Here is a 19,368-nt window from a genome sequence, read left to right as displayed (position 1 = left end):
TCCCCGCACGGGACCGCCCGGGCCGGGGGCGCCCTACGGAGGGACGGAACCGTTCATGGCGCGAGTCAGCTACCGCCTCGAGGGAGGCGTCGCGTTCTTCCCCGGGCTGGCCGTGGAGCGCAGCTTCGAGACCGAGTCCCTGCCCCGGGCGCAGCAGGACGCGCTCCTCGAGCTCTTCGAGGCCGTCCGTGCGCACCGGACGGGTCCGGAGAGCCCGACCACCCGCCGCGGTGCGGCCGATCAGCAGAACTGGGTGATCGAGGTCCGGAGCAGCTCGGGCGTCCGGCGTCTCGTGGTGGGCGAGTTCGACCAGGACCCGGAGGCGCAGGAGCTCGTGGCGCGGTTGCGCGACTGCGCCGACCAGTGCGAACCCGGCCAGGAGGCGTGAGTCGGCCACGGGTCGTGCGGAGGTCATCGGGGGTCATCTCACCCCGCGGACCCGCCGGTGGGGTGGGGCGTTAGCCCCCGCAAAGACATCGCCCCTGATCAGAGCGGTGTCGGACGGTTACACTCGGCCGCACCGACCGCTGCGCCCACCGCGAGGAGTCCGAGATGTCGACCAGATCGCGCGCTCGTTCCATCACCCTGCTCACGGCGGCCGCCCTGGTCCTGACGGGGGCCCCGGCGCTCGCGGCCCCGCCTCCGCAGCGCCCGGGTGCTCCTCCCCTGGTGCCCGCCGCCGACCAGCTGGTCGCCACGGCCGAGACCTACCCGGAGGCGGACACCACGCTCTACACGGTCTCGGTCGCCCGCAACGGCGTCCCCGAGGAGCCCGGAGGCTTCGCCCTGGACGTGCAGCAGGTGATCGACGCCGCGCTGGACGACCTGGAGACCCAGGGGCCGACACCGGCGGACCCCCTGCTCGTGCTCAACCCGTACGGCACCAACACCACCGGTGTCCTCGCCCGGTTCGGGACGGAGGGCGGCGGCACCCTGACCTACACCGTCAGCTCTCCCGGCACCGAGAACTTCACCCGTGTGGCCGAGGACCACGACCCGAGCGACACGGCGTTCGAAGGGCAGCTCATCGGGGTGGTCCCGGGCGCCGAGAACACCGTGACCACCACCTGGCAGCCCGACGACGGCGAGGCCGCGGAGTTCTCGTTCACCCTGACGGCTCCTGCGAGTGCCTCGGGCGACCGCACGACGCTCGAGCGCACCGTGGAGGGGGACGCCGAGGAGCTCACCGACGGCCTGTTCGCCGTCATCGGCCTGAGACGTCACGTCGACTACACCCTGCTGTACGACAACGCGGGGGTGCTGCGTGCCGAGTTCGACCTCGACGGCTACCGCACGGACCGCCTGGAGTTCTACGACGGCACCATGGTGACCACCGTCGGGACGAACCGGGTGGCCCGCATCGACGGCCTCGGCCGTGTCGTGGCGACCCACGTCCTGCCGGGCTACGAGATGCACCACGACTTCGACGTCACCGACGACGGCAAGGTCGTGATCCTGGCGACGGAGACCGCCAAGGACAGCGTGGAGGACGTCCTGGTCTCCTTGGACCTCGGAACCGGCGCGGTCGAGAAGACGGTGGACTTTTCGGAGCTCCTCGCCGACTACACGACCCGCGCCCGGCCGTACGGCCCGGACAGCGTGGACGACTGGCTGCACCTGAACTCGGTGGACTGGTCCCCGGACGGGGACTCGGTGATCGTCAGCTCACGCGAGACCTCCGCGATCCTGAAGGTCGACGACGTCCACGGGAGCCCCGCGCTCGACTACGTCATCGGGCAGGCCGAGGTCTGGGCCGGCACCGAGGCCGAGAATCTCCTGCTCGAGAAGGCGGGGGACTTCCCCGACACCGCCGGGCAGCACTCCGTGGTGCGCCACGACGACGCGGACCTGGCCCCCGGCCAGTACTACCTCACCATGTTCGACAACTCGTTCTGGCGGATGAACAGCCGTCCGGACTACACCGGGCCCGTCCCCGCGGGGGCTTCCCCGGTGGCCACGGCGGACCCTGCGCTGCGCTCGGAGTACCGCAGGTATCTCGTCGACGAGAACGCCGGGACCTACACCGAGGTCGAGTCCGTGCCCGTGCCCTACTCCGCGATCGTCAGCAACGTGCAGGACCTCGGTGGCCCGCTCCTGATCAACAGCGGCCAGGCCCTGACGTTCGCGGAGTACGACGCCCAGCGCGAGGTCATCGCCCGCTTCGGCTACGCCCTCGAAGGGCCGACCGAGAACGACTTCGCCTACCGAGTGCTGAAGTACGACTTCGAGGACTTCTGGTTCGCCGGGTAGCCGGCGGCCGCGGCGGGAACGGCCGGGCGGCGAGGCCGGGCGGGGACGGCCGGGCCTCAGCTCGTGTTCAGCACCAGCTGGTTGGGTGAGCGGTGCGAGGGGATCCCGGGGCACAGGGAGAAGCTGACGGTCCCGGTCGGGGAGTGGAGAACCGCGGCCGGGACCCGTCCCGGAGACCGGGCCCTGCGCGCGTCCGAGGAGTTCGCGCGCGGGGTCCGGACCCTCGCCCGCAGGGATGAAGCCCCGTAGAGTGCGTGTCCTGGCCACCGGGACAGGTGCTGCCCCCGGTGCGTACGGCAGGACACCCCGCTTGCAGCGCCGCCCCGACGACACCGGAGAACACTGTGCCCATCAGCGCCACCGATTACGCCCACGTCCGGCTCACGGTCACCGACATCGACCGGTCCCGCGCCTTCTACGACGCCGTCTTCGGCTTCCCGGTCGCCTTCGAGGCTCCCCCGGCGGACGCCGACCAGGAGACGAAGGACCAGCTGTCCTTCCTCTTCGGTGGCGTCATCTACCAGTTCGGCGGTGGCCTGCTGGGCCTCCGGCCGGTGGCGCCGGACGGGGACCGGTACGACGAGGACCGGGTGGGGCTGGACCACCTGTGCTTCACCGTGGCGTCGCAGGCCGACCTCCAGGACGCCGTCGTCGTCCTGGACGACCTGGGGATCGCCCACGGGGGGATCAAGGACATCGGCGTCGGCCACATCCTGGAGTTCCGCGACCCGGACGACATCGCCCTGGAGCTCCACGCCCCGGCCGCCGACTCCCGGGACGCCTGAGCCGCGCGGCGCCTCATTCCTGGCCGGCGGACTCCGCCCACTCGGCGACACGGGCGTTGCTCTGCTCCTCGGTGAGGTCCTCGACCCGCGTCATGACCGACCACCGGACGCCGAAGGGGTCGCGGATGCTCCCGAAGCGGTCGCCGGAGACGAACGTGCTGACGGGTTCGCGGACGGTGGCCCCGGCGGCCACGGCGCGGGCCACCACCTCGTCCACGTCCGGGACGTAGAGACCCAGGGAGTAGCAGGCGTCGTCGCCCTCGGGCGGTGCCACGAGGTGGAAGGCGGGGTTCACCTCGCCCACCTGGAGGCGCCCGTTGCCGATGTCGAGGGTGGCGTGCACGACGACGGGCGTCCCGTCCGGCCCGGGCATGTCGGTGCGGTCCACGAGGACGGCCCCGAAGGCGCGGGTGTAGAAGGCGATCGCCGCGGCGGCGTCGACCACCGCGATGAAGGGGGTCAGGGACGTGAACCCGTGGGGCGTCCCCTCATTGGTGTGCGCTCCGGTGACCCCGCGGAGGTTCTGCTCTGTGCTCATGTGCTGAGCCTAGGGATCCGGCGGGAGCCGGTCTTGAAGATTTCCGTCACCCCCTGCTGGTTACGCTCGTGCCATGACCGAGCCGCCCACCACGCGGGGCCACCTCACCCCGGGACCGCAGGTCATGGTCGCGCGCCTTCCCGCGCCCGACGACGTCGCCCACCTCGTCCGGCAGCTGTGGATCCCGGAGTGGGACCTGCCGGCGGGGGAGCGGGTCGAGCAGCTGGTGCTGGGGTATCCGGCGAGCAACGTGGTGGTCGAGCCGGACGGCGTGACGCTGTACGGGCCCACGAGCCGTGCCTCCACCCGGGTTCTCGAGGGCAGGGGCTGGGCGGTCGGCGCGCTCCTGCGACCGGCGGGGGTGCTGCTGTTCACGGCGCGGCCGGCGGATCTGCTCGACGGATCCGCGCCGCTGTCCGCCCCCGGACTGACCGCCGCCGTGGCGGAGGCCATGGCGGCGGACCGGGCGGAGGAGGGCAGGGCGGAGAGGGGCAGTCCAGGGACGGACCGGACGGAAAGAGACCGGGCGGAAAGGGACAGGGCGGAGTCGGACAGGCCAGAGGTGGACAGGACGGAGGGGAGCGGTACGGAGACGGCCAGCCCAGAGACGGACAGCCTGGAGACGGACCGCCTGGAGACGGACCGCCTGGAGTCGCACAGCCGGGAGGCGGACCCGGCCGGCCGGCACGAGCGGGCGGCTGCCCTGCTCCTGGACCACGTCCGGGTGCTCGCGGCGGCGGTGCCCCCGGCGGCGGCGCGGGACGGCGCCGAGGCCAACCGCATGGTCGATCTCGTCGAGACGGACGCCGGGGTGCGCGGCCCGGGCGATCTCGCCCGGAGGCTGCACGTGTCCGAGCGCTCCCTGCAACGGCTCGCGGCCCGGTTCGTCGGGATGCCGCCGCAGCTGCTGCTCCGTCGTCGTCGGCTCCAGGAGGCAGCCGAACGGATGCGCGCGGATCCGGCCGCGGACCTGGGGGCGCTCGCCGCGGAGCTGGGCTTCGCGGACCAGTCCCACCTCACCCGGGAGTTCCGTGCGGTGCTGGGCACCACCCCGCGCGGCTACGGCCGGGCACGGTCCGGTCGCACGCCGTCCGGTCGCACCCAGACCGGTCGCACCGAGACCGGTCGCATCCAGACCGGTCCCACGTAGAGCGGTCGCACCCGGATTGCTCGCACTCGGATCGCTCGCACCGAGACCGGTCGCATCCAGACCGGTCCCACGTAGAGCGGTCGCACCCGGATTGCTCGCACCCAGACCGCTCGCACCCAGACCGGCCGGGAGGGCCTGTGATGCCCGCTTCTGGGACTCCGGGCGCGGCCCGCAAAGGCGTCCGCTGTGAGGAACGAGACAGCAGGGACGCAAATAACTCCGCCGGGTCCGCCGTTGAGACGGACAGACCCGGTTCCCGATGAAAGGCGTTCCCGTGCCGAACCCCACCGTGCCCCACTCCACTCTGGCCACCCCGTTCACCCTCGGCTCTCTCGAGGTGCCCAACCGCCTCGTCATGGCCCCGCTCACCCGGCTGCGCTCCGGCCGTGACGGCGTGCCCGGCGAGCTGACCGTGGAGCACTACACCCAGCGCGCCTCCATGGGCCTCATCGTCACCGAGGGCACGTACCCGGACGCGGCGGGCCAGGGCTACCCCTTCCAGCCCGGCATCGAGACGCCGGAGCAGGTCGAGGGCTGGCGCCGCGTGGCCGAGAGCGTCCACGCCGCCGACGGCCGCCTGTTCATGCAGGTCATGCACGCCGGCCGGGTCACCCACCCGGACATCAACGGCGGCCGTGAGGCCGTAGCGCCGAGCCCCGTCGCGATCGAGGGCAGGACGCACACCTATCAGGGCAAGGTCGAGTACCCCGTCCCGCACGCCCTGACCACGGAGGAGCTGCCCGCCGTGGTGGAGTCCTTCGTCCGGGCCTCGCGCAACGCGATCGAGGCCGGCCTGGACGGGGTGGAGGTGCACGGCGCCAACGGCTACCTGCTGCACGAGTTCCTCGCCCCCGGCGCCAACCGGCGCACCGACGAGTACGGCGGCTCCCCGGAGAACCGTGCCCGTCTCGTGATCGAGGTGGTCCGCGCCGTGGCCGAGGCCGTGGGAGCGGATCGGGTCGGCCTGCGGATCTCCCCCGAGCACAACATCCAGGACGCCTGGGAGACGAACCACGAGGACGTCCGGGCCACGTACGCCGCTCTCGTCGACGGCATCGCGGACCTCGGTCTCGCCTACCTGTCCGTCCTGCACAAGGAGCCGGCAGGGGAGTTCGTGCAGTGGCTGCGCTCCCGCTTCGGCGGTGCCTTCCTGGCCAACAGCGGCTTCAGCGACGTCCCGACCACCCGCGAGGAGGGGGTCCGGCTGATCGAGGAGGGCGCAGCGGACGGCGTCGTCGTCGGGCGCCCTGCGATCGCGAACCCGGACCTGGTGCGGCGCTGGACCGAGGACCTGCCCGAGAACGTGCCCAACCCGCTGACCTTCTACACGCAGGGGGCCGAGGGCTACACGGACTACCCGTTCGTGCAGTCCTGAGCGGATCCCCGTGCCCCGGTCGGAACCGCCGGACGGGGCACGGGAGGACCCCTGTGTGTGACACGCATCACTCTTAGGGTGTCGGAGCCGGCTGGGACCATGAACCATGGCCACCACCGCCGTCCCGCCGCGAACCCTGGAGGACGCCCTCCGGGAGGAGACCGACCTGGCCGAGATCGGCGAGGAGTTCGCCGAGGGTGTGCGGGCCCTGATCGAGGAGTCCCGGGCCGAGGCGCGGGCGGCGGGACGCCAGTACCGGTGGCTGCACCGCCTCTGGCAGCTCCAGGAGGAGGGTCGGGAGCAGCGCTGGATGGTGGAGGCGCACTGGATGCGTCCCGGAGCCGACCGCCTGGGCCCCCACTCGCTCGAGCCCGAGGAGCAGACGATCCGGGACGTGGCCGATGAGATCGGTCCGGCCCTGCGGCTTCCGGCGGGGACCGCGCTGCGCCGGGTCGAGGACGCCGTGCTGCTCGCGGAGGACCTGCCCCAGGTGCTGGAGGCGTTGGAACAGGGCGTGACGGGCCTGCGTCAGACGGGTGTGGTCGTCGATCTGTGGCGTGAGCTGGTGTGGGACGCCGGCAGCTGCGCGCCCGAACTGCGGGCACCGGTCGCGGGCGTGCGCCTGATCGTGGACGAACTGCTGCGGCGGGCACCGGACAGCACCGCGGCCCAGCTGCGCGCCCTCGCGCGCCGGCGCCGTGCGGGTCTGCTGCGGGAGACCGAGGAGCAGCGCCACCGGCTGGCACTGCAGGACCGCCGCGTCTGGGTCGAGCCCCGCGAGGACGGCATGGCGCAGCTGTGCGCCCTCCTGGATGCGGCCACCGCGCACGCGATCCAGGACCGCCTCGACACCCTGGCCGAGCGAGCGGCACTGCTCCGCTCCGTCCCGGGGCAGACCCCTGCCGGGGGATCACCCGCGACGCCGGCGGTGGGCGGCCCGGAGGCCGGGCAGCCCACGGCCGCTGCGGAGCCCCCGGATCGCCGGACGGCGCTCCAGCTGCGGGCGGACGTGCTGGCGGACCTCCTGCTCGACGCCGAGCCCGCCGACCTGCCGGAGCGTCTGCGCGGCATCCGCGGGCACGTGACGGTCACCGTGCCGGCCCTCGCGCTGCTGCGCCACGCCGGAGTCGTGCCCACAGGGGTTCTCGAGGACCTTCCGGGAACCACCCACTGCGCGGAGCTGGAGGGCTACGGGCCCATTCCGATCAGCCTGGCCGAGCAGATCGCGGCTCGTGCGCCGTCCTGGTCCCGGATCCTGACCCACCCCGTCACCGGAACCGTCCTGGACCGGGACCGCAGCACCTACGCCGTGCCCGCGGACCTCAAGAGCCGCTTGCGTGCCCGGGACGGCACGTGCCGCTTCCCGGGCTGCCGGCGCCGCGCCTCGCGCTGCGACCTGGACCACACTGTCGCCTGGGCCGACGGCGGACGCACCTCGGCGGACAATCTGGCGCACCTGTGCCGGCACCACCACCTGCTCAAGCACCGGGACGGCCCGCTGGGGCGATGGCGGGTGGCGCACGTGGCACCCGAGCTCCCGGAGTCCGGCCACTCGGTGTCCGGTCGGTCGGTGTCCGGCCGCGAGCGCCCCGACGCCCGGGAATCGGCGGGGGCGGCGGCCCTGCTCCAGCACGGCGTGCTCGAGTGGACCTCCCCTGCGGGGCAGGTCCATCGGACGCATCCGCAGGAGCACCGTCACCCGGTTCCGGACCCGGAGCCGTGGTTCGTCCCGTACCGCGCACCGGATCGTGGGCCGGATGGCGGGCCGGATCTCCTACCGGACCGTCCCCCGCGAGGTGTCCCGGGTCCTGCGCCGGACTGTGCCCGGAACCGCGCTCCCCGCGGTCTCCCGGCTCCGGACCGCGTTCCGCGTCGTGCGCCGGTCCGTGCGTCGGATCGTGCTCCGCGTGGTGTCCCGGGTCCGGCTCAGGGAGGTGCTGCGGACGCGGCCCCGGTTCCTGCTCCGTTGCGGAGCGTGCGGCCCCGTCTTCTGCCCGCTCCGGCAGCCGATCTGCCCCCGTTCTGACATCCTGATCCTGAGGGCACGAACGGAGCCGTCTCGGCCCGGACGCGCTCCGGACCGACATCGACCCTGCGGCAGAACTCCGGGAGCGGTGTCGCGCCCGGCCGGTCCCACTCCGGACCGGCCTCTCCGGGAGAGGACAGGAGAGGAGCAGTCCGTGACGACCCCGACGTCCGCCGAGATACGCTCGGTGCTGCTCGACATGGTCCGCCGGCGTGGTCCCGAGAAGACCGTCTGTCCTTCCGAGGTCGCACGTGCCCTGGCCCCAGACGGCTGGCGGGACCTGATGGAGGACGTCCGCCTGGAGGCCTGCGGGCTGGCCGAGGATGGACTCGTGGACATCACCCAGCGCGGGCGCACGGTCGACGGCCGGACCGCTCGAGGACCGATCCGCGTCGGGCTCCGCCGCTCCTGACGCCGGACCGCGGGGTAGCGTGATGACCATGACGACCGCACCCATCAGCACCCTGCTCGGGTCAGCTGCCCGGGCGCCGTTCGTGCTGCTCAAGCAGTTCCGGCCCCACCGGCCCATCCACTCCGAAGGTGTCGGCCTCGAGGGCGTCCTGACCCGGACGGGCGGCGGCAGCAGCGGCATCCACTGGATCGACGAGGCCGGCGAGGATCCCGTGCGGGCCCGTTTCTCCCGCTCCTTCGGCTTCCCCCAGGACTGGCCCGACATCCTGGGCCTCGCCCTGCGCTGTCCCGTACCGCCCTCCGGGCAGATGGAGGGCCGCAGCGACGGCCGGGCCGACCTCCTCCTCGCCACCGCCGGCAGCGGACGGCTCTCGCGCTTCGTCCCCACGGTCCACCGCTGCGTGCCGGACGGCGCGTTCGCGTCCTTCATGCCCTACCGCGGTCTCGACGGCCCCGTGCTGGTCGCCGCGCATCCCGAGCCGCGGTCCGAGCGCCTGCCCGCCCGCCCCGACCGCTTCCGGGCGTCGGTCGCCGCGGAGCCGTGGGTCCTCGGTCTGCACTGGGCCACGCCCCTCGGGCCGTGGCAGCGCTTCGGGACGGTCGAGCTCGGTCCGGGTGCGCCCTTCGGGGACGACGAACGCTTCGATCCTCTGCTCAACGTCCCCACGGGCGCGGAGAACTACGAGTGGACCTGCCGGCTGCGGGAACCGTCCTACACCCTCGCCCGCACCCCGCGGGAGCGCCCGGGCCGGGCGTAGAATCTGCCCATGGGACTGAGACTGCGCCCGGCCACCTCCACCGCGACCGTCCGCCGCCACGCCGTCGTGGACTCGCCCATCGGCCCGCTGGCTCTCGTCGAGGAGGCCGGTGCGCTCGCCGGGCTCTCCGTGGAGGGAGCACGCCAGGGACCCGTTCCCGACTCCTTCGGAACGCGCGACGACACTCTGCTCCCGCACGTGCGCGAGCAGCTCGGCGAGTACTTCGGGGGACGGCTGCAGGAGTTCGACGCCGACGTGGTGCTGCACGGGACGCCGTTCCAGCTGCGCGTGTGGAACGCCCTCGCGCGGATCCCGTACGGCACGACCGGCACCTACGGACAGGTCGCCCGCGCGGTCGGGGCGCCCCGGGCCGCACAGGCGGTCGGGGCCGCCAACGGCCGCAACCCCGTCAGCCTGCTCGTCCCGTGCCACCGGATCATCGGCGCGAACGGCCGGCTCACCGGCTACGCCGGCGGCATGGAGCGCAAGGAGTACCTGCTGCGCCTCGAAGGTGCGCTGCTGTGAGGCCCGCACCCCCGCCGCCCCACCAGGAGGACCCATGAGACGCCTCGACCACCTCGCCACCGCCAATCTCGAGAAGGCTCGTGCATCGGGTTCCGGGCGCAGCGCCGAGCTCGTGGTGCACGACGGCGTGCTGCGGCAGACGGTGATGGCACTGTGCGCCGGCAAGGAGCTCGCCGAGCACGTCTCACCGCCGGCCGCCACCCTCCAGCTGCTCCAGGGCCGTGTCCGGGTGCTCAAGCGCGGGCAGCTCGCCGAGGAGCTCACGGCCGGGGAGCTCCTGTCCCTCACCGACTCCCGCCACTCGGTGGAGGCGCTGGAGGACTCGGTGTTCCTGCTGACCACCGTCTCCCGGCCCTCCGACGGCTACGACCCGCGGGTGGCGTGAACCGAGGACTCCGTCCCGGACGCCGGGGGCGTGTGCGGCCCGGGGACGTGGGTCCGGGCCGCCGGCTCGGCGCCTGCTCCCCGCCGGCGGTGGTGGAGCACCAGGTCAGCGGTTGACCCCCGTGGCCGAGACCGGACCACCGGCTCGATGCCTGCTCCCGGGCCGCCGGCTCAGAACGCGTAGCGGACGTCGCAGTACGGCAGCTTCGCGTGCAGCAGGGCCAGGAACTGCTCCAGGTACCGCTGCTTGTCGCGGAACCGGTACCGCACGTTGAGGGCACCGTTCTGGGAGCGCTTGGTCTCCTGGAGATCCGGGCGCCACAGCACCTCCTCGGCCTTCGGGTGCCACTGCGTGTTCACCTCGTGGAGCTGGGCGTTGTGGGTCAGGAAAATCACCTCCGAGGCCAGCTGCTCCTTGGCCGCCGGGCTCAGTCCGGCGTCGAGCTGCTCGAAGAGCTCGGCCCAGTCCTCCAGCCACGTGTCCGTGACGATCACCGGGGAGAAGTTCACGTGCACCTCGTACCCGGCCCCCACGAACTCGTCGATGGCGGCGATCCGCTCCGGCACCGGAGTGGTCCGGATGTCCGTCAGCTTGGCCAGGTGCGCCGGCATGAGCGAGAACCGCACGCGGGTCCGCCCCTGCGGGTCCCACTCCAGCAGCTCCCGGTTGACGTACTTGGTGGCGAAGGACGCCTTGGCCGTGGGGTGGCGGCGGAACAGGTCCACGAGGTCGTGCACGTTCTCGCTGAGCAGCGCGTCCACCGAGCAGTCGCTGTTCTCCCCGAGGTCGTAGACCCACGCGTGCGGATCGCACTGGTTGGGCTCCGGCTTGGTGCCCTGCCGGCGGATGTGCCGGTCCAGGTAGCCGGTGATCTGCTCGATGTTGGCGAAGACCGTCACCGGATTGCTGTAGCCCTTCCGGCGGGGCACATAGCAGTAGGCGCACGCCATGGCGCACCCGTTCGCCGTGGACGGCGCGATGAAGTCCGCCGACCGTCCGTTGGGCCGCGCCGCCAGCGACTTCTTCACCCCCAGGACCAGGGCCTCGCGCTTGATCCGCACCCACCGCCGCGCATTGGTCTCGTCCCCGTGCAGCTCCGGGATCTGCCAGTGGCTCGGAACCTCCACCAGGGTGGCGTCCGGCCACCGCTCGAGGACCTCGCGCCCGCGGGGCAGCTCGGCGGCGGCCGCCTCGTAGTAGATGCGGGTGATGTCGACCATGGACGGTTCGGGGGGCATGACGCCGAGTCTAGGAACCGCCTCCGACAGCCGGTTCGCAGGGTTCTCACCACCGATGGACAGTGGACTTCCCACCTGGGGGCCGCGAGGATGGCACCACGGCCCGATCCGGACGACCACTGCGGCAGCAGCGACCACGAGGGAGTTCATCCATGAGATCCGTATGGCTCGACACGTACGAGGTGCCGTCCACCGCGACGGACCGGTTCGACGCCGGGGCGCACTACGACACCGTGGTCGCGGGCGCCGGTCTGACCGGTCTGACCACCGCGGTGCTGCTCGCGCGCGCCGGCCAGCGGGTCGCCGTGCTCGAGGCCCGCTCCGTGGGCGCCGTGACCACCGGCAACACGACGGCGAAGCTGTCCCTGCTGCAGGGCAGCACGCTGTCCCAGATCCACCGGCACCAGTCGGACAAGGTGCTGCGCGCCTACGTGGACGGCAACCGTGCCGGCATGGACTGGCTGGTCCGCTTCCTCGAGGAGCGCGGCGTCCCGTTCCAGCGGCGCGCCGCGTACACCTACGCCACCACGTCCCAGGGCGCCACCACCCTGCGCAAGGAGCTCGAGGCCGCCCGCATCGCCGACCTGCACCTGAACTGGACCCGTGACACCGGGCTCCCGTACAGGGTCTCCGGCGCCATCACCCTGCCGGACCAGGTCCAGTTCCACCCCATGGAGGTGCTCGGCGCCCTCGCCGCAGAGCTGCGCGAGCTCGGAGGGACGCTCGTGGAGGGCGTCCGGATCACCGGCGCCGGCGTCCGCTCGCCCCTCACCGTGCGCACCTCCCACGGACCGGTGCGGGCGGACCGGCTCGTGCTCGCCACGGGCACCCCCGTCCTGGACCGCGGCGGCTACTTCGCGAAGCTGTCCCCGAACCGCTCCTACGCCCTGACCTACCGGGTCCCCGGGGCGCCGGGGACCATCCCCGAGGGCATGTACATCAGCGCGGACAGCCCCACCCGGACACTGCGCACCGTGCCGGTTGAGGGGGAGGAGCTGCTGCTCGTGGGCGGCAACGACCACGTGGTGGGGCGCTCGGCCTCCCCGCAGGCCGCCGTCGACGATCTCGAGGCATGGACGCAGCAGTGGTTCCCCGGCGCCGAGCGCACCCACGCGTGGGCGGCCCAGGACTACGAGTCGGTCAACCTCATCCCCTTCATCGGCACCCTCCCTCGCGGCGGTGGGAATATCTTCCTCGCCACCGGCTACAACAAGTGGGGGATGAGCAACGCCGTGGCCGCCGCCATCGCGCTGGAGGCCGAGATCACCGGCGGCAGCGTGCCGTGGGCCGAGACGCTGGGACGGCGCGTGACCACGCCGTCGGACGTCCTCACCGCCCTGCGCGTCAACGCCGGTGTGGGGTTCAACGCGCCCAAGGACTGGCTCAAGGCCGAGCTCCGCGAGCTGCCGGCCGGGACCCCCGCAGAGGGACAGGGCGTCGTCGGCCGCGAGCACGGCCGTCCGGTGGCCGTGTCCACGGTCGAGGGCACCACCTGCAAGGTCTCCGGCATGTGCACGCACCTCGGGGGCGTGCTGCGCTGGAACGACGCCGAGCGCTCGTGGGACTGCCCGCTGCACGGCTCCCGTTTCGCCGCGGACGGCTCCCTGCTCGAGGGCCCCGCCGTGCGGGATCTGCCGCGAGCCGGGCACTGACCGTTCCCTGACACGACGGCGGTCCGCCTCCCCGATGGAGGCGGACCGCCGTCGTGCTGAAGGGGTGCGGCGACTACTTCTTCTTGCCGCCGGTGGTCTCCTCGAGCTTCAGGGCGACGCCGAGGGCGAAGAAGGTCGGGGCCCACTCGCCCACGAACAGACCCCAGCGGTCGGCCTGGGCCTTGTCCTTCGTCTTGCCGAAGTCGACGGCCCAGGAGGCGAAGGACAGACCGATGGACACGAAGCCCGCCGCGTAGGCGTGCTCGCTGCGGATGCCGAACTCCTGGAGGGTGCTGAGCATGGGATACCTCTTTCGGGTCGTTGATGCGTCTGCGGTGCTGGGAGTCCCAGTCTCACACGAACCCATGAAACAGAAAAGCAGGCTGATCAAAAAACCAGGGAGTTCGCAGACGGGACTCCGCGGACGGGGGCGCGGAGTCCCCAGCGGGGGACGCCTGCCGGCGCCGGCAGGCGCTGCGCGCCCGGATGTGGGCGGATGTGGGGTCGTCCGAACCGCCATTAGCGGATGCAAAAAGCTGTTTCCTCATGCAAACTGATCCATACCCGTTCCGTCGGTGGACACCACCGCGGACGGGAGGACGTCGAACCGGTCGGGGGGCCGGTGGCGTCCTCGACCCGGGGCGAAGGAGCCTCCGGGCCGGGCCGATCATCTCTGGGGGGAAACATGCTGCCATCCGTCGTGGGTGCTCTGCTGAGCACCGTCGTCCTCGTCTACGTCCTGTCGAACGCCGCCTACACGCGCCACAAGCGGTTCATCGTCGGCGCCAGGACGCTGCGCCGGGCCATCGTCGTCGTCTACTCGGTCCTGCTGGTGCTGAACCTCTGGTGCGCCACCATCATGCCCGTGACCCTGGTCTGCGACGCGATCGCGGTGGCCACCCTGCTCGCCACCGGCGTCTTCGGCTTCGTCATCGCCGAGCGGCGGATCCCCGCCACCACCGTGGTCGAGCGCCGGAGGGTGCTGGCCGTGGGGGCCCACCCGGACGACCTCGAGCTCGCCTGCGGGGCGACGCTGGCCAAGCTCGTGGACACCGGCCACGAGGTCCGCGGCCTGGTGATGAGCTCCGGGGAGGTCGGCGGCAACGCGGGTCTGCGCCCGGCCGAGGCCCAGCGCGGCGCCTCGTTCCTGGGGCTGACGGGCCTGCGGGTGCACGACTTCCCGGACACGAAGCTCGAGACCGTCAGCAACGACATGGTCCGGGCCATCGAGGCCGCGATCCGGGAGTTCGACCCGGACGTGATCTTCACCCACTCCGCCCACGACCAGCACCAGGACCACTACGCGGTGCACCAGGCCACCCTGCGCGCGGCCAGGGCCCACCACTCGATCCTGTGCTTCGAGTCCCCGTCGGTGACCCGCGACTTCGACCCGTCCGTGTTCGTGGACATCGACGGCTACGTGGACGTCAAGGTCGAGGCCGTGCTCTCCCACCGGGACCAGGCCGGCAAGCCCTACATGACCCCGGGACGGGTCCGCGGCATGGCCGCCTTCCGCGGGGCGCAGGCCAAGAACACCAACGCGGAGGCCTTCGAACCGGTCCGCCTGCTCGGCTCCGCGATCGGCGACCTCTAGCCCCGGGTCGCCGGGCCTCCCCGGCGACCCGGGACGGAGACCTCGACGGGAACGACGACGACGGCGCGGGGGCGCCGGTCCCGGTCCGGCCGGTGTCCCCGCTCGGTGTCCCTGCTCGGAGACCCCGCTCGGTGTCCCTGCTCAGGGAACCTGCCCGGTGTCCCTGCTCAGCGGGCCCATCCGGTGTCCCCGCTCGGTGTCCCTGCCCAGCGGGCCCGTCCGGAGTCCCCGCCCGGTGTCCCCGCTCAGACGGGGCCGGAGCTGCCGGCCGGGTACTCGAGGAGCGGGACCCGGCCGTCCTCGAAGGCGGCCAGGACCTCGGTGACGATGCGCCACCCCTGCTCCGCCGCGTCCCCGCGGACGCCGAAGGTGTGGTCGCCCTCGAGGATGCCCCGCAGCACGCTGCCGTAGGCCGTCAGCCCGGGCCGGGCCATCCCGGACGAGAGCGTCACCCGGGTCATCCCACGGGAGTCGAAGGGTCCGCCCACGTTCAGCTCGAGGCTCAGCTGCTCCTCCTCGAGGCCCATGCGCAGGACGTCCGGCGCCACGTCCCCCGACCGGGGCAGCTGCTCGTAGTCGTGGGGCGGCCGGCGGAACGTGATGGCGATCTCCTGGCGGGGGTTGCCCACCGCCTTGCCCGAGCGCAGGGTGACCGGCACCCCGTTCCAGCGCCACGTGTCGACCTCGAGGACCACCTGCGCGAACGTCTCCGTCCCGCGCTCCGGGTCCACCCCCTCCTCGGCCGCGTAGTCGGGGAGCTCCCGGCCGTCCACGCTGCCCGCGGTGTAGCGGCCCCGGGTCGCGGCCCCCGCCACGTCGCCCTGCCAGAGCTTCGCCGCCCGCAGCACGTGGCTGGTCAGCGTGGGGATCTCCACCTGGTCGAACGAGGAGGGCGGTTCCATCATGACCAGAGCCATGACCTGCAGCAGGTGGGACTGGATCATGTCCCGCAGCGCCCCCGTGGCGTCGTAGAACCCCGCACGGCCCTCCAGGCCCAGGGTCTCGTCGAAGACGATCTCCACGGACTCCACGTGCTCCCGGCTCATGAGCGGCTCCAGCAGCCGGTTGGCGAAGCGCAGCCCCACGAAGTTGAGCACCGCCGGCATGCCCAGGAAGTGGTCCACCCGGAAGGTCCGCTCCTCCGGGACGAGCCGGCCCACGAGCCGGTTCAGCTCCCGGGCGGTCTCCGAGTCGGAGCCGATCGGCTTCTCCAGGGCCAGCACCAGGTCCTCCGGCAGCTCCAGGCCGGCCATGACCTCGCACGCCTGCGCGGTCACCGCCGGGGGCAGGGCGAAGTACAGGCAGGCGGGGCCCTCCACGTCGTCGAGCAGGCGCTCCAGGTCCCCGGCGTCGGTGACGTCGCACTGAACGTAGCGGGCGCTCTCCCGCGCGTGCGCGGCGGCCGGTCCGGCCGCGTCGACCGCGTCGAAGGCCTCCGCCACGACGCGCTCCCAGCCCTCCGCGGGCTCCTGCGAGACGCCGACCACGTCGATCCGCAGCTCCGGCTCGGTGCTCAGGAGCGTGCCCAGCCCCGGCAGGAGCAGACGGGACGTGAGGTCGCCGGTGGCGCCGAGGATGATCAGGGTCCTGATGCTCGTCATGTCAGCACGGTACCCCGGCACCGGAGCGCCGTGCCTCCCCCGCCCCGGGCCCGGAGCCCCCTCGGCGGCCGCGGCTGGTTCAATGGGTGGATGAACGACGACGCGACCCGGCACCCGTCCACCCCCCTGGAGGACTACGCGCTGCTGTCCGACCTGCACACCGGGCCCCTCGTGTCCCGGGACGGCAGCGTGGACTGGCTGTGCTTCCCCCGGTTCGACTCGCCGTCCGTCTTCGCGGCGCTGCTGGGCACGCCCGAGGACGGGCGCTGGAAGCTGTCCGCCGTCGACGGTGAGGTCGTCTCCCGCCGCTACCTGCCCCGCACCTTCGTGCTCGAGACCACGTGGCGCACTCCCACCGGCACGGTCGTGGTGACCGACTTCCTGCCCCCGGTGGCCGCCCGGGACGACCACCCCGACCATGCGGACCTCGTCCGGCGGGTCGAGTGCGTCTCGGGCACGGTCGAGGTGGAGCACGACCTGCGGATCCGCTTCGACTACGGGCGCGCCCTGCCCTGGACGCGGCGGGTCGACATCGACGGCGAGGGCACCTGCGGGCACCTCTCGATCGCGGGTCCGGACGCGCTGCTCCTCACGGGTCCGATGCTGCACCCCGAGGACTTCCCCCGGGTCGGCCCGCTCGAGGAGAGCGGTCCGGAGGAGCAGCGGGACACCGAGGAGCAGCCGGACACCGAGGAGGAGGGCGCCGTGGCCGGCCGGCTCGGCGGCCGCTTCCCCCTCTCGGCGGGGGAGTCCCACGACTGGGTGCTGACCTGGCACGAGTCCCACCACCCGCTGCCCACCCCCGTGGACCCCGCCGCCGCCCTGGACCGGGCCGTGTCCTTCTGGACCGAGTGGTCCTCCCACGTGAGCACGCACAAGCGCCACGAGCAGGCGGTCCTGCGCTCGCTGCTGGTGCTCCGGGCCCTCACCCACCGCGGCACCGGAGGGATCGTCGCGGCCCCCACCACCTCGCTGCCCGAGGAGTTCGGAGGCAGCCGCAACTGGGACTACCGCTACACCTGGCTCCGGGACGCCGCCCTGACCATCGAGGTGCTCGTCGCCCACGACTTCACCGACGGCGCCCTGCTCTGGCGCAACTGGCTGCTGCGGGCCGTGGCCGGGGACCCCGACCAGATCCAGATCATGTACGGCCTGGCCGGGGAGCGCCGGCTGCCCGAGACCGAGCTGGAGCACCTCGGCGGATACGAGGACTCGACCCCCGTGCGCATCGGCAACGGCGCCGTGGGCCAGTACCAGGCGGATGTCGTGGGAGAGGTCATGCTCGCGCTCGCCGCCCTCCGGGACGCCGGAGTGGAGGAGGACCGCTGGTCCTGGGGGCTGCAGAAGAACCTGCTGCGCTTCTGCGAGCGCAACTTCGACCTGGCCGGCCACGGGATCTGGGAGATGCGCGGGCCCTCCGCGTTCTTCGTGCACGGGCGCGCCATGATGTGGGCCGCCTTCGACCAGGGCGTGCGCGCCGTGGAGGAGCACGGGCTCTCCGGGCCGGTGGAGCGCTGGCGGGCGCTGCGGGACCGGCTGTGCGCCGAGATCCTGGAGCACGGCTTCGACACGGAGCTGAACACGTTCACGCAGACCTACGACAACACCGAGGTGGACGCCTCGCTCCTGCAGCTGCCGCACACGGGGTTCGTGGCCTACGACGACCCGCGGATGCTCGGCACGGTGGCGCGGATCGAGCGCGACCTGCGGGGCTCCCACGGGCTGGTGCACCGCTACCGGACCGCCTCCGGCCTGGACGGCCTCGAGGGCGACGAGTACCCGTTCCTCATCTGCACGTTCTGGCTCGTGGAGCAGTACGCCCGCAGCGGCCGGGCGGACGACGCCGGCGAGCTCCTGGAGCAGCTCGTCGGCTACGCCAACGACCTCGGCCTCTACGCGGAGGAGTACGACCCCGTCAGCGGGCGGCTCGCCGGGAACTTCCCGCAGGCCTTCAGCCACCTGGGGTTCATCCGCGCGGTGGACGCCGTGGTGCGGGCACGGGCCCGGACCGAGGCCCAGCCCCAGACTCAGACTCAGACTCAGGCCCAGGCCCAGGCCCAGGCCCGGACTCAGACCCAGGCCCAGGCCCGGACTCAGACCCAGGCTCGGACCGAGGCCGACGCCGGGGCCGCGGCCGGCGACGCCGCGGGTGCCGGGGAGTAGGGCCGGCGGCATGGGCACCGGTCACCGGGCGGCGCAGCCGCCGCACGCTCTCCCGCACGAGCTCACCGACGGCCTCGGGGTGGCGCGGGCCACCCCGCTCGGCGGCGGCGACACCGCCTCGGCCTACCGCCTGGAGACGGCGCGGGGGCCGCTGTTCCTGAAGACGATGGCGGACCCGCCCCCCGGGATGATGGCGGCGGAGGTCGCCGGCCTGCACGCCCTGCGCGAGCACGCCCCGAAGGTCCTCGGGGTGCCGGAGGTCGTGCGCTGGACGGAGGACGGCATCGTCCTCGAGTGGATCGACGAGGCCCCGGGCGGGCGTCCGCCCGGGACCGAGGAGGAGTGCGGGCGCGGGCTCGCGGCACTGCACCGTGCGCAGGGCGACGCGTTCGGCGGCCTGGACCCGGCGCTGCCCGGCAGGATCGGGTCCTTCGCGGTCGATCTGTCCCCCACCGGGGACTGGGCCGCGTTCCTGCTCGAGCGGCGGATCCGCCCGCTCCTGCGGGAGGCGGTCGGGGCCGGCCGGATCGACCCCCGCGCAGCGGACCTGCTCAAGGAGCTGGCCCCGCGGGCACAGGAGCTCGCCGGGCCGCCGGAGCCGCCCACCCTGGTGCACGGCGACCTGTGGGCCGGGAACCGGCTCGTGGACGCGGACGGGCGGAACTGGCTGATCGACCCGTCGGCGTATTGGGGCCACCGCGAGGTCGACATCGGCATGATGCTGCTGTTCGGCGGCTTCGGGGAGGAGTGCCTGACCGCCTACGACGCCGAGCACCCGCTCGCGCCCGGCTGGCAGGCACGGGTGCCGTGGTACCAGCTGCCGCCGCTGCTGGTGCACGCGGTGCGCTTCGGCGGCGGCTACGGGGACGCGGCCGTGCGGGCGCTCCGGCAGCTGCGCGGCTGATCCGCCGTACTGT

Annotated in this window: 18 protein-coding genes; 14 read left to right on the top strand and 4 right to left on the bottom strand. The window is 73.0% G+C overall.

What is annotated here, in order from left to right:
• Nucleotides 1-55: 55 nt before the first annotated feature.
• From QYM41_RS08935 to QYM41_RS08925, 3 genes are all read left to right on the top strand, one after another.
• On the top strand, nucleotides 56-388 hold the full coding sequence (locus QYM41_RS08935; protein WP_368799397.1) for a protealysin inhibitor emfourin: 333 nt from the start codon (nucleotides 56-58) through the stop codon (nucleotides 386-388).
• Between the two features lie 164 nt (nucleotides 389-552).
• Nucleotides 553-2,250 (top strand): aryl-sulfate sulfotransferase, encoded by a 1,698-nt coding sequence (locus QYM41_RS08930; protein ID WP_368799396.1) that lies wholly within the window; start codon nucleotides 553-555, stop codon nucleotides 2,248-2,250.
• Between the two features lie 344 nt (nucleotides 2,251-2,594).
• Nucleotides 2,595-3,035 (top strand): VOC family protein, encoded by a 441-nt coding sequence (locus tag QYM41_RS08925; RefSeq protein WP_368799395.1) that lies wholly within the window; start codon nucleotides 2,595-2,597, stop codon nucleotides 3,033-3,035.
• 13 nt (nucleotides 3,036-3,048) lie between these two features.
• On the opposite strand, the gene QYM41_RS08920 is transcribed toward QYM41_RS08925, so the two are convergent.
• Complete coding sequence (locus tag QYM41_RS08920) at nucleotides 3,049-3,573, bottom strand: VOC family protein (RefSeq protein ID WP_368799394.1); 525 nt, start codon at nucleotides 3,571-3,573, stop codon at nucleotides 3,049-3,051.
• Between the two features lie 73 nt (nucleotides 3,574-3,646).
• Between QYM41_RS08920 and QYM41_RS08915 the strand changes: the two genes are divergently transcribed.
• From QYM41_RS08915 to QYM41_RS08885, 7 genes are all read left to right on the top strand, one after another.
• Nucleotides 3,647-4,723, top strand: coding sequence for a helix-turn-helix domain-containing protein (locus QYM41_RS08915; RefSeq protein ID WP_368799393.1), 1,077 nt, complete (start codon nucleotides 3,647-3,649; stop codon nucleotides 4,721-4,723).
• Between the two features lie 274 nt (nucleotides 4,724-4,997).
• On the top strand, nucleotides 4,998-6,098 hold the full coding sequence (locus QYM41_RS08910) for an alkene reductase (RefSeq protein ID WP_438612569.1): 1,101 nt from the start codon (nucleotides 4,998-5,000) through the stop codon (nucleotides 6,096-6,098).
• Nucleotides 6,099-6,204: 106 nt separating this feature from the next.
• Nucleotides 6,205-8,124: a DUF222 domain-containing protein gene (locus tag QYM41_RS08905; RefSeq protein ID WP_368799391.1), complete on the top strand. Its 1,920-nt coding sequence runs from the start codon at nucleotides 6,205-6,207 to the stop codon at nucleotides 8,122-8,124.
• Between the two features lie 154 nt (nucleotides 8,125-8,278).
• A complete protein-coding gene (locus tag QYM41_RS08900) occupies nucleotides 8,279-8,536 on the top strand; it encodes a DUF3253 domain-containing protein (RefSeq protein ID WP_368799390.1) in 258 nt (85 codons plus the stop codon).
• Between the two features lie 28 nt (nucleotides 8,537-8,564).
• Entirely contained in the window at nucleotides 8,565-9,293 is a 729-nt protein-coding gene (locus tag QYM41_RS08895) for a hypothetical protein (protein WP_368799389.1), read from the top strand.
• A gap of 9 nt (nucleotides 9,294-9,302) precedes the next feature.
• Entirely contained in the window at nucleotides 9,303-9,818 is a 516-nt protein-coding gene (locus QYM41_RS08890) for a methylated-DNA--[protein]-cysteine S-methyltransferase (RefSeq protein ID WP_368799388.1), read from the top strand.
• Nucleotides 9,819-9,852: 34 nt separating this feature from the next.
• Nucleotides 9,853-10,203 (top strand): cupin domain-containing protein, encoded by a 351-nt coding sequence (locus QYM41_RS08885; RefSeq protein ID WP_368799387.1) that lies wholly within the window; start codon nucleotides 9,853-9,855, stop codon nucleotides 10,201-10,203.
• Nucleotides 10,204-10,373: 170 nt separating this feature from the next.
• Here QYM41_RS08885 and QYM41_RS08880 read toward each other — a convergent pair whose 3' ends face one another.
• Nucleotides 10,374-11,441, bottom strand: coding sequence for a spore photoproduct lyase family protein (locus QYM41_RS08880; RefSeq protein WP_368799386.1), 1,068 nt, complete (start codon nucleotides 11,439-11,441; stop codon nucleotides 10,374-10,376).
• 152 nt (nucleotides 11,442-11,593) lie between these two features.
• On the opposite strand from QYM41_RS08880, the gene QYM41_RS08875 reads away from it, so the two are divergent.
• Nucleotides 11,594-13,093, top strand: coding sequence for an FAD-dependent oxidoreductase (locus QYM41_RS08875; protein WP_368799385.1), 1,500 nt, complete (start codon nucleotides 11,594-11,596; stop codon nucleotides 13,091-13,093).
• Nucleotides 13,094-13,166: 73 nt separating this feature from the next.
• On the opposite strand, the gene QYM41_RS08870 is transcribed toward QYM41_RS08875, so the two are convergent.
• Entirely contained in the window at nucleotides 13,167-13,394 is a 228-nt protein-coding gene (locus QYM41_RS08870) for a hypothetical protein (protein ID WP_368799384.1), read from the bottom strand.
• 384 nt (nucleotides 13,395-13,778) lie between these two features.
• Here QYM41_RS08870 and QYM41_RS08865 point away from each other — a divergent pair, with 384 nt between their 5' ends.
• Nucleotides 13,779-14,687: a PIG-L deacetylase family protein gene (locus QYM41_RS08865; protein ID WP_368799383.1), complete on the top strand. Its 909-nt coding sequence runs from the start codon at nucleotides 13,779-13,781 to the stop codon at nucleotides 14,685-14,687.
• Between the two features lie 245 nt (nucleotides 14,688-14,932).
• On the opposite strand, the gene QYM41_RS08860 is transcribed toward QYM41_RS08865, so the two are convergent.
• Complete coding sequence (locus tag QYM41_RS08860) at nucleotides 14,933-16,288, bottom strand: glucose-6-phosphate dehydrogenase (RefSeq protein ID WP_368799382.1); 1,356 nt, start codon at nucleotides 16,286-16,288, stop codon at nucleotides 14,933-14,935.
• Between the two features lie 90 nt (nucleotides 16,289-16,378).
• Between QYM41_RS08860 and QYM41_RS08855 the strand changes: the two genes are divergently transcribed.
• Nucleotides 16,379-18,451 carry a glycoside hydrolase family 15 protein gene (locus QYM41_RS08855; protein ID WP_368799381.1) on the top strand — a complete coding sequence of 691 codons (2,073 nt, stop codon included), beginning with the start codon at nucleotides 16,379-16,381 and terminating at the stop codon, nucleotides 18,449-18,451.
• A 10-nt stretch (nucleotides 18,452-18,461) separates the two neighbouring features.
• Nucleotides 18,462-19,355 (top strand): fructosamine kinase family protein, encoded by an 894-nt coding sequence (locus tag QYM41_RS08850; protein ID WP_368799380.1) that lies wholly within the window; start codon nucleotides 18,462-18,464, stop codon nucleotides 19,353-19,355.
• Nucleotides 19,356-19,368 lie beyond the last annotated feature (13 nt).

Origin of the sequence: Kocuria oxytropis, assembly GCF_040981195.1 — a bacterium.
In the GTDB taxonomy this organism is placed as follows: domain Bacteria; phylum Actinomycetota; class Actinomycetes; order Actinomycetales; family Micrococcaceae; genus Kocuria; species Kocuria oxytropis.
This window is presented reverse-complemented; position numbering and strand designations above follow the sequence as displayed.

Bases quoted from the DNA above. Each gene is read 5' to 3' on its own strand.
- QYM41_RS08935 (WP_368799397.1), top strand. From the start codon at position 56: ATGGCGCGAGTCAGCTACCGCCTCGAGGGAGGCGTCGCGTTCTTCCCC.
- QYM41_RS08930 (WP_368799396.1), top strand. From the start codon at position 553: ATGTCGACCAGATCGCGCGCTCGTTCCATCACCCTGCTCACGGCGGCC.
- QYM41_RS08920 (WP_368799394.1), bottom strand. From the start codon at position 3,573: ATGAGCACAGAGCAGAACCTCCGCGGGGTCACCGGAGCGCACACCAAT.
- QYM41_RS08915 (WP_368799393.1), top strand. From the start codon at position 3,647: ATGACCGAGCCGCCCACCACGCGGGGCCACCTCACCCCGGGACCGCAG.
- QYM41_RS08905 (WP_368799391.1), top strand. From the start codon at position 6,205: ATGGCCACCACCGCCGTCCCGCCGCGAACCCTGGAGGACGCCCTCCGG.
- QYM41_RS08895 (WP_368799389.1), top strand. From the start codon at position 8,565: ATGACGACCGCACCCATCAGCACCCTGCTCGGGTCAGCTGCCCGGGCG.
- QYM41_RS08890 (WP_368799388.1), top strand. From the start codon at position 9,303: ATGGGACTGAGACTGCGCCCGGCCACCTCCACCGCGACCGTCCGCCGC.
- QYM41_RS08885 (WP_368799387.1), top strand. From the start codon at position 9,853: ATGAGACGCCTCGACCACCTCGCCACCGCCAATCTCGAGAAGGCTCGT.
- QYM41_RS08880 (WP_368799386.1), bottom strand. From the start codon at position 11,441: ATGCCCCCCGAACCGTCCATGGTCGACATCACCCGCATCTACTACGAG.
- QYM41_RS08875 (WP_368799385.1), top strand. From the start codon at position 11,594: ATGAGATCCGTATGGCTCGACACGTACGAGGTGCCGTCCACCGCGACG.
- QYM41_RS08870 (WP_368799384.1), bottom strand. From the start codon at position 13,394: ATGCTCAGCACCCTCCAGGAGTTCGGCATCCGCAGCGAGCACGCCTAC.
- QYM41_RS08865 (WP_368799383.1), top strand. From the start codon at position 13,779: ATGCTGCCATCCGTCGTGGGTGCTCTGCTGAGCACCGTCGTCCTCGTC.
- QYM41_RS08860 (WP_368799382.1), bottom strand. From the start codon at position 16,288: ATGACGAGCATCAGGACCCTGATCATCCTCGGCGCCACCGGCGACCTC.
- QYM41_RS08855 (WP_368799381.1), top strand. From the start codon at position 16,379: ATGAACGACGACGCGACCCGGCACCCGTCCACCCCCCTGGAGGACTAC.
- QYM41_RS08850 (WP_368799380.1), top strand. From the start codon at position 18,462: ATGGGCACCGGTCACCGGGCGGCGCAGCCGCCGCACGCTCTCCCGCAC.